The sequence below is a fragment of the Pseudomonas lurida genome (genome assembly GCF_002563895.1).
GTDB classification, from domain to species: domain Bacteria; phylum Pseudomonadota; class Gammaproteobacteria; order Pseudomonadales; family Pseudomonadaceae; genus Aquipseudomonas; species Aquipseudomonas lurida.
This window is the reverse complement of the sequence record NZ_PDJB01000001.1, coordinates 1,453,129-1,468,226: the sequence shown is the minus strand read 5'-3', so window position 1 is coordinate 1,468,226 and position 15,098 is coordinate 1,453,129. Positions and strand designations below refer to the sequence as shown.

Below are 15,098 nucleotides of genomic sequence, written 5' to 3'. Positions count from 1 at the left end.
CATCAACGACGGGGTAGGAATTGCAGTGGATCTACAGGCTTCCCTTGACGGCGAATCTCAAAGTGCAGTTTCACCCGGTCTGTACCAGTTGACCCCATTTCGGCAATTGTCTGTCCGACTTTGACCTGCTGCCCCTCCCGAACCAACAGCCTACGGTTGTGGCCGTAAGCACTTACGTAGGTATCGCTGTGTTTGATGATGACCAGCTCGCCGTAGCCCCGTAAACCACTCCCGGCGTACACCACTGTCCCATCAGACGCAGCTAAAACAGGCTGTCCCAAATCCCCGGCGATATCAATGCCTTTATTCAAACTACCGTTTGAAGAGAATTTTCCAATCAGGATACCGTTTGAAGGCCACCCCCAACCGGTTGGGGCAGGCCCGGCAGGCGGCAGCGGCGCGGGTGCCGGCTTGGCTGCAGGGGCTGGCGTGGCACTGCCTGCAGGCCGGGTAATGATGGTGGTTTTGCTGGAGGACGATGGCGAAGATCCAGTGTTTGTCACAACTGCCGTTGGCGTTGAGCCGGTGCGACCGTCGAAGCGAATCGTCTGACCTGGATGTATCGTGTAGGGCACGGGAATATTGTTACGAGCTGCGAGCGCCTTGTAGTCCCAGCCATAACGGAAGGCAATCGAGAAAAGCGTATCGCCCTTGCGCACCACATATTGCCCGGTGGTGACCGTAGGCTTCTGCGGAGCGGCATTATTACGATCAACCACCCGCGCGCCGCTGCTTGGCGAGCTGGAACACCCTACCAGTACGGAACTGAAGACGAGGCCAAGCACCAGTCGATGAAAGCTTGTTTTACTCATACGCTGCGCAAGACCTGTGAGACTCACCCGCCGCTCCCTTTGTGGTGGCTGAACATGAACGCCTGTATCAGGCTTGAAATATGACGCAAGTATAACTGGGCAATAGAGTTTTACCGGCACATGTCTGAAACCAATCGTTCAGCGTGTTGATTCGTCGCCCCAGTCATGTTGACTCAATAGACCCCGCTGTAAGACACATCCCCGCCAGCAGAATTCACCGCTGGCAAAAATTGATCAGGCCAGCGGGCCATTGAGCAACGGCACAAAACGAACGGCCCCGAGCACATGCCGGGAAAAGCCTTCGTCCTCACGGATAATGAGCATCAATTGTTGCACTTCACCGGAGCCCACCGGGATCACCAGACGCCCGCCGGGAGCGAGCTGATCGAGCAACGCTTGCGGCACATCGGTGGCCACGGCGGTCACGATGATGCCGTTGTATGGCGCCAGCGCCGGCCAGCCTTCCCAGCCATCACCCCAGCGGAACACCACGTTGCGCAGGTTCAACTCCACCAGGCGCTCCTTGGCACGGTCTTGCAATACCTTGATGCGCTCCACCGAGAACACGCGCTCCACCAGTTGCGCGAGCACGGCGGTCTGGTAACCGGAACCGGTGCCGATTTCCAACACTTTGTCCAACGGCCCCGCCGCCAGCAGCAGCTCGCTCATGCGCGCCACCATGTAAGGCTGGGAGATGGTCTGGTTGTGGCCGATGGGCAGCGCCGTGTCTTCATACGCACGGTGGGCCAGGGCTTCATCGACAAACAGGTGCCGAGGCGTGCGCCGGATCACTTCCAGCACCTGGGCGTTGGACAAGCCCTCTTCGTACAGGCGCTGGATCAGGCGTTCGCGGGTACGCTGGGACGTCATCCCGATACCCCGGCGCAGCAAGTCGTCTTGTTCACGGCCCATCAGCGCAGTTCCTCCAGCCAGCCATCAAGACCACTGAAGGCGTCACTGAAGGTACGATCAAATTGCAATGGGGTAATCGATACATAACCTTGCATCACCGCATGAAAGTCCGTGCCCTCACCGCCATCTTCGGCATCGCCCGCTGCCGCGATCCAATAGCCTTCCTTGCCACGCGGGTCGACCACCTTCAGCGGCGCTGCCGCACGGGCACGATGGCCCAGGCGCGTCAGCTGGATGCCGCGAATATGGTCAAGGGGCAGGTTGGGGATATTGACGTTGAGCACGGTACGCGGCGGCAGGTTGAGGGAGCCGTGGGCTTGCACCAGCTTGCGCGCAAAATACGCGGCGGTGGGCAGGTTATCCAGTTGGCGCGAGGCAAACGAAAAGGCGAACGCGGTGCGCCCCAGGAAACGCCCTTCAAGCGCAGCCGCCACGGTACCGGAATACAGCACGTCATCACCCAGGTTCGCACCCAGGTTGATGCCCGACACCACTAGGTCCGGCTCGTGATCCAGCAGGCTGTTGATCGCCAGGTGGACGCAGTCGGTAGGGGTGCCGTTCACGCTGATAAAGCCATTGGCCAGGACTTGCGGGTGCAACGGACGGTCGAGCGTCAGCGAACTGCTGGCGCCGCTCTTGTCCTGGTCGGGGGCCACCACCAAGCACTCGGCATAATCTTCCAGCGCAGCATAGAGCGCAGCAAGGCCGGGTGCGGTGGCACCGTCATCGTTTGATATCAGAATACGCATGGGTTGTCCGTCTGCCCCACCGGGACCAGATCAACAAGCTCGCGCACCAAGACAGTGGCGAAGCATCCGGCCGGCAGGACGAATTCCAATTGCAGAATGTCCAGCGAGGGATAATGCCACGTCAAACCGCCAATGGGCAGTCGCAGAATGCGACGTTCCTGGCTCATGCCGGCATTCACCAGCCAATCGCGCAAGTCGGCTTCCCCGGCGGCCACCGCCTGCTCAAGCTCAAAGGTCGCACCACTGGCAGGTGAATCACCTTCGCCCCACTGCGGCCCCGTGGGGTGCAGGTCCAGAATCGCCAGGCGCGGGTCGTTGCATTCCGCTTCGCCTGCCGGGAAAAAACTGCGGCTGTCGGTAAAGGCCAGCAGGTCGCCGACCTGGGCGCGCTGCCATGAACCGTCGGCCACACGTGCCGCCAGCACCTTGTTGAACAGAAAGCTGCGCGCCGTGGACAGCAGCCGCGAACGCACATTGCGCTGCTCGGGCAAGGCTTTGCGTGCGGCCCACTCACGAGCGTCGACGACGTTGCCACCGTTGTGACCAAAGCGCTGGGCACCGAAGTAGTTCGGAATGCCGTGTTGGGCGATCAGTTGCAACCGCGCGTCGATGGCGGCGGTATCACCGGCCAACTGCGTCAGGCGCAAGGTGAAACCATTGGCCGAATGCGCGCCGCGCTGCAGCTTGCGCTTGTGGCGACCGGTCTTGAGGATCTTGAGGGTGTCGTTTTCTGCGGCACTCATGTCCGGGTCGGCCTTGCCCGGCAGCTGCACGCTGAACCACTGGCGGGTCAACGCCTGGCGATCCTTGAGCCCGGCATAACTGACGGTGCGCAACGGCACGCCGGCCGCCTTGGCGATGCGCCGCGCGGCTTCCTCGGTGTTGAGGCCTCGCTTCTCGACCCACAACCACAGGTGTTCACCCTCGCCGGTCAGCGGGATATCCAGCACTTCGTCGACCTGGAAGTCTTCGGCGGTCGCCTTCAGTACCGCGCTGCCCAGGGCCTCGCCATAGGCCCGCGGCCCCAACAATTGCAGATCGTTCATGCGCGCAGCAACAAGGCAACGGAGTGCACGGCGATGCCCTCTTCACGACCGGTGAACCCGAGCTTTTCGGTGGTGGTGGCTTTCACGTTCACTTGGTCCAGTTCAATTTGCAGGTCGGCCGCAATCAGCGCGCGCATCGACTCGATATGGGGGGCCATCTTCGGCGCCTGGGCCACGATGGTGTTGTCGACGTTGCCGACCTTCCAGCCCTTGGCATGGATCAGGCCGACGACATGACGCAGCAATACACGACTGTCCGCACCCTTGAAGGTCGGATCGGTGTCCGGAAAGTGCTTGCCGATATCGCCCAACGCCGCCGCGCCGAGCAAGGCATCGCTCAAGGCATGCAACACAACGTCGCCATCGGAATGAGCCAGCAAACCATGGTGATGTGCAATGCGCACGCCGCCCAAGGTAATGAAATCGCCTTCAGCGAAACGGTGCACATCGTAGCCGTGGCCAATACGCATAAAAAAACGCCCCGATTTAATTCAGGGCGTGATTCTACCTACTTTTGCCTCACATTAACCGAGCAAAGCACGGCCGTGGTGTCGCAAATGATCTTCGATGAAGCTGGCAATAAAGAAGTAGCTGTGGTCATAGCCGGGTTGCAGGCGCAGTTCCAGCGGATGGTTCGCCGCCTTGGCCGCTTGCTGCAGGGCTTCAGGCTTGAGTTGCACGGCGAGGAAATCGTCGCGATCGCCCTGGTCCACCAGCAGCGGCAGTTTTTCCGAGGCTTCGCTGATCAGCACGCAGGCGTCCCATTCGCGCCACTTGGAGCGCTCTTCGCCCAAGTAACGCGAAAAGGCTTTCTGGCCCCACGGGCAATCCATCGGGTTATTGATGGGCGAAAACGCTGACACCGATTGGTAGCGCCCGGGGTTGCGCAGGGCACACACCAACGCACCGTGCCCACCCATCGAATGGCCGCTGATGCCACGTTTGTCCGATGCAGGGAAATGCGCCTCAACCAACGCCGGCAACTCCTGCACCACGTAGTCATGCATCCGATAGTGCTTGGCCCAGGGTTCTTGGGTGGCATTGAGGTAGAAGCCGGCGCCAAGGCCGAAATCCCACGCATTATCCGGATCACCGGGTACACCCGGCCCACGCGGGCTGGTATCTGGCGCGACGATGATCAACCCCAGTTCGGCGGCCATGCGCTGTGCACCGGCCTTCTGCATGAAGTTCTCATCGGTACAGGTGAGACCGGACAACCAGTACAGCACCGGCAACTTGCCGCCCTGCTCCGCTTGCGGCGGCAGGTAGACGGCGAAGGTCATGTCGCAGCCGAGCACATGGGAGCTGTGTTTGTAACGTTTGTGCCAGCCACCAAAACTCTTCTGGCAGGAGATGTTTTCCAGGGTCATGAGAATGCTCCCAGCTGCAAGCGGCAAGCAACCAGCTGCAAGTAAGGCGTGCTCACTTTCAGCTTGTCGCTTGTCGCTTGCCGCTGCTTCAGAAATGGATGACGGTGCGAATGCTCTTGCCTTCATGCATCAGGTCAAACGCTTTGTTGATGTCTTCCAGGCCCATGGTGTGGGTGATGAAGGTGTCCAGCGGGATCTCGCCGGTCTGGGCCATTTCCACGTAGCTCGGCAGTTCGGAACGGCCGCGCACGCCACCGAATGCCGAACCGCGCCAGACGCGACCGGTCACCAACTGGAATGGACGCGTCGCGATTTCCTGGCCGGCACCGGCGACACCAATGATCACCGACTCGCCCCAGCCTTTGTGGCAGCACTCGAGGGCCGCGCGCATCAGTTGCACGTTGCCGATACATTCGAACGAGAAGTCCACGCCGCCGTCGGTGAGGTCGACGATCACGTCCTGGATCGGGCGATCGTAGTCTTTCGGGTTAATGCAGTCGGTGGCACCCAGTTGCTTGGCGATCTCGAACTTGGCCGGGTTGATGTCGATGGCGATGATGCGGCCTGCCTTGGCCTTGACTGCGCCGATCACCGCAGACAGGCCGATACCGCCGAGGCCGAAGATCGCCACGGTATCGCCCGGCTTGACCTTGGCGGTGTTGATCACCGCGCCGATGCCGGTAGTGACGCCACACCCCAATAGGCAGACTTTTTCCAGCGGCGCCTCTTTAGGAATCTTGGCCACGGAAATTTCCGGCAGCACGGTGTACTCGGAGAAGGTCGAGGTCCCCATGTAGTGGAAAATCGGCTGGCCCTTGTAGGAAAAACGCGTGGTGCCGTCTGGCATCAGGCCTTTGCCCTGGGTGGAGCGGATGGCCTGGCACAGGTTGGTCTTGCCCGACAGGCAGAATTTGCACTTGCCGCACTCCGGGGTGTACAGCGGGATCACATGATCACCGACGGCCACGGACGTCACGCCCTCGCCAATCGCCTCGACCACCGCCCCGCCTTCGTGACCGAGGATCGACGGGAAGATACCTTCCGGGTCGGCACCCGAGAGGGTGTAGGCATCGGTGTGGCAAACGCCGGACGCGACCACGCGCAACAGCACTTCACCCGCCTTGGGCATAGCCACATCCACTTCGACGATTTCAAGGGGCTTCTTGGCTTCGAACGCTACGGCGGCACGGGACTTGATCATCCGGGTTTCTCCAGGGAGTTAAAAACTGAGGCGTTGAGTGTAAAACATGGCTGGTTGATTAATAATCCAGGCCAAAGCAAAACTTTATTGCTGTACAGGGATAATCCGACATGCTGGAAAACCGCTGGGAAGGCATCGATGAATTCGTCGCGGTGGCCGAGTGCAGTCAATTCACTGCCGCCGCGGAAAGGCTGGGAGTGTCGTCCTCGCACATCAGCCGTCAGGTGGCACGGCTGGAGGAGCGCCTGCAAACGCGGTTGTTGTATCGCAGTACGCGCAAGGTGACCCTGACCGAAGCGGGCCAGACCTTCCTGCAACATTGCCAGCGACTCCAGGACGGTCGTGAGGAGGCGCTACGCGCCGTCGGCGATCTCACCAGTGAACCCAAGGGCATGCTGCGCATGACCTGCGCCGTGGCTTACGGCGAGCGCTTTATCGTGCCACTGGTCACGCGGTTCATGGGGCTCTATCCGCAGTTGCGGGTAGACATCGAGCTGAGCAACCGCCAACTGGACTTGGTGCACGAAGGCCTCGACCTGGCGATTCGCCTGGGGCGCTTGCAGGATTCGCGCATGGTTGCCAGCCGGCTGGCACCGAGGCGCATGTACCTGTGCGCATCGCCGTCCTACCTGGCACGGTACGGTCGGCCACATAGCCTGTCGGAATTGAGTCGGCATAACTGCCTGATCGGCAGCTCGGATATCTGGCAACTGGCCCAGGACGGGCGGGAATTTTCCCAGCGCGTGCAGGGCAACTGGCGCTGCAACAGTGGCCAAGCGGTATTGGACGCGACGTTGCAAGGGGTGGGGTTGTGCCAACTGCCGGATTATTACGTACTCGAGCACCTGCACAGTGGTGCACTGGTGTCATTGCTGGAGGCGCATCAACCGCCGAACACCGCCGTATGGGCGCTGTATCCGCAGCAGCGGCATTTGTCGCCCAAGGTCAGGAAACTGGTGGATTTCCTCAAGGAAGGGTTGGCTGGGCGGCCGGAGTACAGTCGGTAATTGGTAGTTGTTTGTGCCGGGCGCTTCGCAGGCAAGCCAGCTCCCACATTTGACCACGTTTACCCTGCAGGACGCGGTCGATATGGAAGCTGGCTACCCGCGGTTCGCCCACCGCAACCGCAACCACTCCAGATCTTCCGGCCGGGTCACCTTGATATTGTCCGAGCGCCCTTCGATCAAGCGCGGCGCCTGGCCGGACCATTCCATGGCCGATGCTTCATCGGTTATCACGGCATCGGCCACCAGGCTGTCGGCCAACGCACGGTGTAACGCACCCAGGCGGAACATTTGAGGCGTGTAGGCCTGCCAGATCAGGCTGCGGTCGACGGTTTCCACAACACGACCGTGCTTGTCGACGCGCTTGAGAGTGTCGCGAGCCGGCACGGCCAGCAAGCCGCCCACCGGGTCATCCGCCAGTTCAAACAGGAGCTTGTCGAGATCATCACGGCTCAGGTTGGGGCGCGCGGCATCGTGCACCAATACCCAGTCGTCATCACTGGCGCCCAGGGCATTGAGTTGCAGCAAGGCATTGAGCACCGAGCCCGAGCGCTCAGAGCCGCCGTCCGCACGCTGGATACGCGGGTCCGCAGCACACGCCAAGGTAGGCCAATATGGATCATCAGAAGCAAGACTGACCACCAACCCCTTGAGGTTCGGATGGTCGAGAAAACAGCCAAGGCTGTGTTCGAGAATTGTGCGCCCGCCCAGTTGCAAGTATTGCTTGGGACGGTCCGCAGCCATACGGGCGCCGACGCCCGCGGCAGGAATCACGGCCCAGAAGGCCGGTAAATGGTGACTCATTGGGCCAACTGGTAGAGGGTTTCACCCTCCTTGACCATGCCCAGTTCATGACGGGCTCGTTCTTCAACGGTCTCCGTACCTTTTTTCAGCTCAAGCACCTCGGCATCGAGGACGCGGTTGCGCTCCAGCAGGCGTTCGTTTTCGGCGTGCTGGTCGGCAATTTGCTGGGTCAGGTCTTTTACCTGCGCAAAGCTGCCATTACCCACCCACAGGCGGTACTGCAGGCCAGCCAGCAACAAGAGCAAGACGAGGAACAACCAATTGGGACTGCGCATCGAATATCGGGTATCCAGTGAAAAAAGACCGCCATGCAAAACTTTTGCAGCAACTGATAGCACGAAGCCTGGAAAAACCAGGCTTGTGCTTGATAGCCATCAGATTAGCGTCGAATTACACACTGTCGTGAGCTTTCCGACGCAATCCGCCGACTTTTTAGCATTTACTGATCAGCCGCGAAACTCGCCACGACCGTTGTACTTGGCTTTGCCGGCCAGTTGCTCTTCGATACGCAGCAACTGGTTGTACTTGGAAACGCGGTCGGAACGGCACAGCGAACCGGTCTTGATCTGGCCCGCCGAGGTGCCCACGGCCAGGTCGGCAATGGTCGAATCTTCGGTTTCGCCGGAGCGGTGGGAGATCACGGCGGTGTAGCCCGCAGCCTTGGCCATCTGGATGGCTTCCAGTGTTTCGGTCAGGGTGCCGATCTGGTTGAACTTGATCAGGATCGAGTTGGCGATCTTTTTATCGATGCCTTCTTTCAGGATCTTGGTGTTGGTCACGAACAGGTCGTCGCCCACCAGTTGGATCTTCTCGCCGATCTTGTCGGTCAGGATTTTCCAGCCGTCCCAGTCGGACTCGTCCAGGCCGTCTTCGATCGAGATGATCGGGTAGCGCTGGGTCAGGCCCTTCAGGTATTCAGCGAAACCTTCGGAGTTGAATACCTGGCCTTCGCCGGACAGGTTGTATTTACCGTCCTCGTAGAACTCGCTGGCCGCGCAGTCCAGGGCCAGGGTCACGTCGGTGCCCAGCTTGTAGCCAGCGTTGGCCACGGCTTCGGAGATCACTTTCAGTGCGTCTTCGTTGGACGCCAGGTTCGGCGCGAAACCACCTTCATCACCCACGGCAGTGCTCAGGCCACGGGCCTTCAGCACAGCCTTGAGGTGATGGAAAATCTCGGTGCCCATGCGCAGGCCTTCGGAGAAGGACTTGGCGCCAACCGGCTGCACCATGAATTCCTGGATGTCGACGTTGTTGTCGGCGTGCTCGCCACCGTTGATGATGTTCATCATCGGCACCGGCATCGAGTAGACACCCGGGGTACCGTTCAGGTTGGCAATGTGAGCGTACAGGGGCAGGTCCTGGTCCTGTGCAGCGGCCTTGGCAGCAGCCAGGGACACGGCGAGGATGGCGTTGGCGCCCAGGCTGCCTTTGTTTTCAGTGCCGTCGAGCTTGATCATCGCGTGGTCCAGGGCTTTCTGGTCCAGCGGGTCCTTGCCCAGCAACAGGTCACGAATCGGGCCGTTGATATTGGCTACAGCCTTGAGTACACCCTTGCCCAGGTAACGGCTCTTGTCGCCATCACGCAGTTCCAGCGCTTCGCGCGAACCGGTGGAAGCACCGGACGGCGCGCAGGCGCTGCCGATGATGCCGTTATCGAGAAGCACGTCGGCTTCGACGGTGGGGTTGCCACGGGAGTCGAGAACTTCACGACCTTTGATGTCGACGATTTTTGCCATTGTTGTAAACACTCCAAAGTTGACGAAAACGACGCAGCTGAAGGAAATCTTTTGACCGACCGCAAGGGTGGAACAACGGGGCAGGCTTGCAGGCGACAAGGCTCAGGCCCGGGGGCCTGAGCTTTTAGCGTGGGATACTTTACCGGAGAAATGGCGCTTACGCGGTCTCTACCGTCGGAAAACTCTTGACCAGTTCGTCCAACTGCTTGAGCTGGGCCAGGAATGGCTCCAGTTTGTCCAGGCGCAGGGCGCAAGGACCGTCGCATTTAGCGTTGTCCGGGTCCGGGTGGGCTTCCAGGAACAGGCCCGCCAGGGACTGGCTGATGCCTGCCTTGGCCAGGTCCAGCACCTGGGCACGGCGCCCGCCAGCGGAATCGGCACGACCACCGGGCATTTGCAGCGCGTGGGTCACGTCGAAGAACACCGGGTATTCGAACTGTTTCATGATGCCGAAACCGAGCATGTCCACCACGAGGTTGTTGTAGCCGAAGCTCGAACCGCGCTCGCAAAGGATCAACTGGTCGTTACCCGCTTCCACGCACTTGTTCAGGATGTGCTTCATTTCCTGGGGCGCGAGGAACTGGGCTTTCTTGATATTGATCACAGCGCCGGTCTTGGCCATCGCGACGACCAGGTCGGTCTGGCGCGACAGGAAGGCCGGCAACTGGATGATGTCGCACACCTCGGCGACCACGGCAGCCTGTTCAGGCTCGTGGACGTCGGTGATGATCGGCACGCCGAAGGCTTGCTTGATGTCCTGGAAGATCCGCATGCCTTCTTCAAGGCCCGGGCCGCGGTAGGAGGTCACGGACGAACGGTTGGCCTTGTCGAAGCTGGCCTTGAACACGTACGGGATACCGAGTTTCTCGGTGACCTTTACGTACTCTTCACAGACCTGCATCGCCATGTCGCGGCTTTCCAGTACGTTCATGCCGCCGAACAGCACCATGGGCTTGTCGTTGGCAATCTCGATGTCGCCTACGCGAATGATCTTCTGGGCCATCAGGGTTACGCCTTCTTCTGATGTTGCGTCAGTGCTGCTTTGACAAAACCGCTGAACAACGGGTGACCGTCGCGCGGCGTCGAGGTGAATTCAGGGTGGAACTGGCATGCCACGAACCACGGATGATCCGGCGCCTCGACCACTTCAACCAGCGCGCCATCACCGGAGCGACCGGAGATTTTCAGGCCAGCCTCTTTGATCTGCGGCAGCAGGTTGTTGTTCACTTCGTAGCGGTGACGGTGACGCTCGACGATCACGTCCTTGCCGTAGCAATCGTGAACCAGCGAGCCCGGCTCCAGCAGGCAGTCCTGCGCGCCGAGGCGCATGGTGCCGCCCAGGTCGGAGGCTTCGGTACGGGTCTCGACGGCACCGGTGGCATCTTCCCACTCGGTGATCAGGCCCACGACCGGGTGACCGCTTTTGCTGTCGAACTCGGTGGAGTTGGCGTCTTTCCAACCCAGCACGTTACGAGCGAACTCGATAACGGCCACCTGCATGCCCAGGCAGATACCCAGGTAAGGAACCTTGTTCTCACGGGCATACTGCACGGCCGTGATCTTGCCTTCCACGCCACGCAGGCCGAAACCGCCTGGCACGAGGATCGCGTCGACACCTTCGAGCAGCGCAGTGCCCTGGTTCTCGATGTCTTCGGAGTCGATGTAGCGCAGGTTGACCTTGGTACGGTTGCTGATACCGGCGTGGCTCATCGCTTCGATCAGCGATTTGTACGCGTCCAGCAGCTCCATGTACTTGCCGACCATGGCGATGGTGACTTCGTGCTCAGGGTTGAGCTTGGCGTCGACCACAGCCTCCCACTCGGACAGGTCCGCGCCGTTGCATTGCAGGCCGAAACGCTCGACCACAAAATCGTCCAGGCCTTGCGAGTGCAGGATGCCCGGGATCTTGTAGATGGTGTCGGCGTCTTCCAGCGCGATCACCGCACGTTCTTCAACGTTGGTGAATTGCGCGATCTTGCGACGCGAGGAAATGTCGATCGGGTGATCGGAGCGGCACACCAGTACATCCGGCTGCAGGCCGATGGAACGCAGTTCCTTGACCGAGTGCTGGGTTGGCTTGGTTTTGGTCTCGCCGGCCGTGGCGATGTACGGCACCAGGGTCAGGTGCATCAGCATCGCGCGCTTGGCACCGACTTCGAAACGCAGTTGGCGGATGGCTTCGAGGAACGGTTGGGACTCGATGTCACCCACGGTGCCACCAATCTCGACCATCGCCACGTCGGCATCGCCGGCACCCTTGATGATGCGGCGCTTGATTTCGTCAGTGATGTGCGGGATCACCTGGATGGTTGCACCCAGGTAGTCACCACGACGCTCTTTGCGCAACACGTGCTCGTAGACACGGCCGGTGGTGAAGTTGTTGTTCTGGGTCATGGTCGTGCGGATGAACCGCTCGTAGTGGCCCAGGTCCAGGTCAGTCTCGGCGCCGTCGTGGGTGACGAACACTTCACCGTGCTGGAACGGGCTCATGGTGCCCGGGTCGACGTTGATGTACGGGTCCAGCTTGAGCATGGTGACCTTAAGTCCCCGCGCCTCCAGGATGGCCGCCAATGAAGCGGAGGCAATGCCTTTCCCCAATGAAGAAACAACACCGCCCGTGACGAATATGTAGCGCGTCATGAAAAACCCTAGAAGTCTGCGTTAAAGCGGTCCGAGCCGCCGGGGAAAGCGAAGGAAGGCCGAAGCCCCCGATCACCTGCATTAATCACAGTGCACCTTTCAAAAAAACCGCCGCGTGGTGACAGACCAGCAATGAAACACCGGTACGTTGATCGCTACACATTTTTTGGAATCGCCCAGCAAAGACTGCTTGGTAATCGGCAACTGCTGCGATTCAGTCGAATCCACAGAAGTTGTATCAAGAAGGGAGCGTAGTCTACCGGAAAGGCTCTATCAGCTCAAACCTTGATCGCAGGTCTGTGGCATCCAATGTAATTGCCAGTCATCACTGGGTGCTGGCCAGAGTCCCGCAAGGCTGGGCACCCCCAGCAATTGCTCGCCCTGATACAGCAGCGGCAATCTGCCACGGACAAAGCCCGGCAGGCCACTTTCGTTAAGCAGGCGCTTCAAGTCACGCCGACCGCGACCTGGCACTTCGAGGATTTCACCGCCCTGGCGGTAACGGACCTCGAGCGGACCTTCAGGCGCCTCGCCAGTCAGTGTCAACTGACCGTTGCCGGGTAACTCTAGTGGGTTTTGCGGATCGGGCCAGCTCACCGTGGCGTCGGAAAATTCCGACCTCGTGGAGGGCAGCCACCAGATGCGTTGCCCGCAACGATGTAACTCGCCATCGGCCAGGCGCCATAGCGGCTGTGCATCGCCCTTGGCATCGCGCATGGAATGCCAACCGGCCCAGTGGTCGCTGTCAGGCAAACGGGTCAGTGGAGCCAGCCAATGGCGTAGGGCATTGCGCTGGCGGGCGTCGGAAAGCTCGCACAGCGGCGCAAGCGCCAAGGACGGCAGCCCCAACCAGGGAAACGCCGAAGCTTTACTTGCAGCCTGCAGGTCCAACAGTGCCAACTCATCCAGCAACCCCTGGGCCTCGCCCAGATGCTCGGCGGTACGGGCCAAGCCGGTGACGGCCTGGGGCCAGCGCTCGGTCAGCGCAGGCAACACGCGGTGACGCAAATAATTACGGGAAAACCGCGAATCTGCATTGGAAGGATCTTCAATCCACTTGAGCTGATGTTCGTGGGCGTAGACCTCCAACGCTTCGCGGGAAACATCCAGCAACGGCCGTACCAGATAGCCACCGGCCAAAGGGCGCTGTGCCGGCATCGCCGCCAGCCCGCGCACCCCTGCACCCCGCAGCAGGCGGAATAACAGGGTTTCAGCCTGATCATCGCGATGCTGGCCCGTCAGCACCACCTCCCCTGCCCCGGTCACCTCGGCAAAGGCCCGGTAACGCGCCTCACGGGCGGCACGCTCCAGGCTGGCACCCGGTTGTACCTGCACGCGCTTCACACTCAGCGGCACGCCCAGGTTGTCGCAGATGGACTGGCAATGAGCAGGCCACGCGTCGGCCGCCGCTTGCAAGCCATGGTGGACATGGACGGCGCTGAGGGGTGGCAGGGTTTCGGTGTTGGCCAGGGAGGCCAGGAGATGCAACAGGACGGTGGAATCGAGACCACCCGAGAATGCGATGTGCCAGGCCGGGGCGTTGCGCCATGGAGCCAGCTTTTTCAGGAGGTTGGCCGGCAGGATTGGTTTCATCACATGTCACCGCCGCAAATCTGAAATACGTTCGTCAAGCATACACAAAGCAAATGTGGGAGCGGGCTTGTGCAGGAGCCGGGCTTGCCCGCGATGGCATCGACTCGGTGCATCTATTGCACCGAGTCGATGCTATCGCAGGCAAGCCAGCTCCCACTCAAACCGGCTCCCACACTAAGGGATTGCGTCGCGCTTAGAGACCGTAGCTCATCAGGCGCTCGTAGCGACGGGCCAGCAGTGCTTCGTTATCCAGCTTCTTGAGCATTGCCAGTTGCGAGCCCAGCTCAGCACGAATGGTCGCAGCAGCGGCAGCCGGGTCACGATGGGCACCGCCCAATGGCTCGGCGATCACTTTATCGACGATACCCAGACCTTTGAGGCGATCGGCGGTGATGCCCATGGCTTCGGCAGCGTCCGGCGCCTTTTCGGCGGTTTTCCACAGGATCGAGGCGCAACCTTCTGGCGAGATCACCGCGTAGGTCGAGTATTGCAGCATGTTCAGCTGGTCGCAGACGCCGATGGCCAGTGCGCCGCCGGAACCACCTTCACCAATCACGGTGGCGATGATCGGGGTTTTCAGGCGGGCCATGACACGCAGGTTCCAGGCAATGGCTTCGCTTTGGTTGCGCTCTTCAGCGTCGATACCCGGATAAGCGCCCGGGGTGTCGATGAAGGTCAGGATCGGCATCTTGAAGCGCTCGGCCATTTCCATCAGGCGGCAAGCCTTGCGGTAGCCTTCAGGACGCGGCATGCCGAAGTTGCGGCGGACTTTCTCGCGTACTTCACGGCCCTTCTGGTGACCGATCACCATCACCGGCTGGTCGTCCAGGCGAGCGATACCGCCCACGATGGCCGCGTCGTCGGAGAAGTGGCGATCGCCGTGCAACTCGTCGAACTCGGTGAAGATGTGCTGAATGTAGTCCAGGGTGTACGGACGGCGCGGATGGCGAGCCAGTCGCGCGATCTGCCAGCTGGTCAGCTTGCCGAAGATGTCTTCGGTGAGCGTACTGCTCTTGTCTTGCAGGCGAGCGATCTCATCGCCGATATTCAGCGAATTGTCATTGCCGACCAGGCGCAGTTCTTCAATCTTGGCTTGCAGGTCAGCGATCGGCTGTTCGAAATCAAGAAAATTCGGGTTCATAAGCGTCCGTCTTGGGTCGACGGCCAGGGAGGCCTGGCCAGCCGGTTGTCTATTCGCGCCCTACCTTAAGGGAGAGGCGCGTTTAGGTCG

At 60.6% G+C, this 15,098-nt stretch carries 15 protein-coding genes; 1 reads left to right on the top strand and 14 read right to left on the bottom strand.

What is annotated here, in order from left to right:
• Positions 1 to 2: 2 nt before the first annotated feature.
• From ATH90_RS06620 to ATH90_RS06590, 7 genes are all read right to left on the bottom strand, one after another.
• Positions 3 to 839 carry a peptidoglycan DD-metalloendopeptidase family protein gene (locus ATH90_RS06620; protein ID WP_034109070.1) on the bottom strand — a complete coding sequence of 279 codons (837 nt, stop codon included), beginning with the start codon at positions 837 to 839 and terminating at the stop codon, positions 3 to 5.
• 207 nt (positions 840 to 1,046) lie between these two features.
• On the bottom strand, positions 1,047 to 1,682 hold the full coding sequence (locus ATH90_RS06615; protein WP_010563544.1) for a protein-L-isoaspartate(D-aspartate) O-methyltransferase: 636 nt from the start codon (positions 1,680 to 1,682) through the stop codon (positions 1,047 to 1,049).
• Positions 1,683 to 1,723: 41 nt separating this feature from the next.
• Complete coding sequence (gene surE, locus ATH90_RS06610) at positions 1,724 to 2,473, bottom strand: 5'/3'-nucleotidase SurE (protein WP_098465906.1); 750 nt, start codon at positions 2,471 to 2,473, stop codon at positions 1,724 to 1,726.
• Positions 2,461 to 3,519, bottom strand: coding sequence for a tRNA pseudouridine(13) synthase TruD (gene truD / locus ATH90_RS06605; RefSeq protein WP_025855146.1), 1,059 nt, complete (start codon positions 3,517 to 3,519; stop codon positions 2,461 to 2,463). The genes surE and truD overlap by 13 nt, the downstream gene beginning before the upstream one ends.
• Positions 3,516 to 3,989, bottom strand: coding sequence for a 2-C-methyl-D-erythritol 2,4-cyclodiphosphate synthase (gene ispF / locus ATH90_RS06600; protein ID WP_012722614.1), 474 nt, complete (start codon positions 3,987 to 3,989; stop codon positions 3,516 to 3,518). Before ispF ends, truD begins: the two co-directional genes overlap by 4 nt.
• Positions 3,990 to 4,043: 54 nt before the next feature.
• On the bottom strand, positions 4,044 to 4,889 hold the full coding sequence (gene fghA / locus ATH90_RS06595) for an S-formylglutathione hydrolase (RefSeq protein WP_034109074.1): 846 nt from the start codon (positions 4,887 to 4,889) through the stop codon (positions 4,044 to 4,046).
• 88 nt (positions 4,890 to 4,977) lie between these two features.
• Positions 4,978 to 6,090: an S-(hydroxymethyl)glutathione dehydrogenase/class III alcohol dehydrogenase gene (locus ATH90_RS06590; protein WP_010212435.1), complete on the bottom strand. Its 1,113-nt coding sequence runs from the start codon at positions 6,088 to 6,090 to the stop codon at positions 4,978 to 4,980.
• A 110-nt stretch (positions 6,091 to 6,200) separates the two neighbouring features.
• Here ATH90_RS06590 and ATH90_RS06585 point away from each other — a divergent pair, with 110 nt between their 5' ends.
• On the top strand, positions 6,201 to 7,097 hold the full coding sequence (locus tag ATH90_RS06585) for a LysR substrate-binding domain-containing protein (RefSeq protein WP_098465905.1): 897 nt from the start codon (positions 6,201 to 6,203) through the stop codon (positions 7,095 to 7,097).
• 93 nt (positions 7,098 to 7,190) lie between these two features.
• Here ATH90_RS06585 and ispD read toward each other — a convergent pair whose 3' ends face one another.
• The 7 genes from ispD to ATH90_RS06550 all read right to left on the bottom strand — a co-directional run bounded on the left by ispD (position 7,191) and on the right by ATH90_RS06550 (position 15,008).
• Complete coding sequence (gene ispD, locus ATH90_RS06580; protein WP_034109077.1) at positions 7,191 to 7,898, bottom strand: 2-C-methyl-D-erythritol 4-phosphate cytidylyltransferase; 708 nt, start codon at positions 7,896 to 7,898, stop codon at positions 7,191 to 7,193.
• Positions 7,895 to 8,173, bottom strand: a complete 279-nt coding sequence (ftsB, locus tag ATH90_RS06575; RefSeq protein ID WP_003172294.1) for a cell division protein FtsB — start codon at positions 8,171 to 8,173, stop codon at positions 7,895 to 7,897. Before ftsB ends, ispD begins: the two co-directional genes overlap by 4 nt.
• 171 nt (positions 8,174 to 8,344) lie before the next feature.
• Positions 8,345 to 9,634, bottom strand: coding sequence for a phosphopyruvate hydratase (gene eno / locus ATH90_RS06570; RefSeq protein ID WP_003189193.1), 1,290 nt, complete (start codon positions 9,632 to 9,634; stop codon positions 8,345 to 8,347).
• A gap of 157 nt (positions 9,635 to 9,791) precedes the next feature.
• Positions 9,792 to 10,637: a 3-deoxy-8-phosphooctulonate synthase gene (gene kdsA / locus ATH90_RS06565; RefSeq protein ID WP_010212442.1), complete on the bottom strand. Its 846-nt coding sequence runs from the start codon at positions 10,635 to 10,637 to the stop codon at positions 9,792 to 9,794.
• 5 nt (positions 10,638 to 10,642) lie between these two features.
• Entirely contained in the window at positions 10,643 to 12,274 is a 1,632-nt protein-coding gene (locus tag ATH90_RS06560; protein ID WP_010212443.1) for a CTP synthase, read from the bottom strand.
• 273 nt (positions 12,275 to 12,547) lie between these two features.
• The gene (gene tilS / locus ATH90_RS06555; protein ID WP_098465904.1) at positions 12,548 to 13,867 is read right to left on the bottom strand and encodes a tRNA lysidine(34) synthetase TilS; all 1,320 of its coding nucleotides are present in this window, start codon (positions 13,865 to 13,867) and stop codon (positions 12,548 to 12,550) included.
• Between the two features lie 193 nt (positions 13,868 to 14,060).
• The gene (locus ATH90_RS06550; RefSeq protein ID WP_016976871.1) at positions 14,061 to 15,008 is read right to left on the bottom strand and encodes an acetyl-CoA carboxylase carboxyltransferase subunit alpha; all 948 of its coding nucleotides are present in this window, start codon (positions 15,006 to 15,008) and stop codon (positions 14,061 to 14,063) included.
• Positions 15,009 to 15,098: the final 90 nt, after the last annotated feature.